The sequence below is a fragment of the Donghicola sp. XS_ASV15 genome, from assembly GCF_041224595.1.
Taxonomy (GTDB): domain Bacteria; phylum Pseudomonadota; class Alphaproteobacteria; order Rhodobacterales; family Rhodobacteraceae; genus Donghicola.
Genome location: NZ_JBGFGN010000034.1, coordinates 1 through 415 on the forward strand (window position 1 = coordinate 1; position 415 = coordinate 415).

Consider the following 415-nt stretch of genomic DNA (forward strand, 5'->3'; position numbering starts at 1 on the left):
CCACCCGCAAGCAGTATTCAGCGGAAGAGAAGATCAGGATCGTGCTGGACGGCCTGAAAGGCGAGGACAGCATTGCCGATCTGTGCCGACGAGAAGGAATTGCGCAGAGCCTTTACTACAGTTGGTCCAAGGAGTTCCTCGAAGCTGGCAAGAAGCGCCTCGCCGGTGATACCGCACGTGCAGCGACGTCGACCGAGGTCAAAGATCTTCGCCGTGAGGCACGCGATCTGAAGGAAGTCGTTGCCGAACAGGCCCTGGAGCTACGGCTGCTCAAAAAAAGCATGCTCGGGCCCTCTCGGCAGAATGCGGAGCATTCGCCTGCCGTGTGACAGATGGGGGCGACGACGAATGAGATATCCCGCATCCGAGAAGCTGGAGATCATCCGGCTGGTGGAAGGATCGTACCTGCCGACCA

General features: G+C 59.0%; 1 pseudogene. It reads left to right on the forward strand.

Annotated elements, in window-relative coordinates:
* A pseudogene (locus AB9K37_RS00505) lies at positions 1-415 on the forward strand (transposase); the annotation flags it as partial.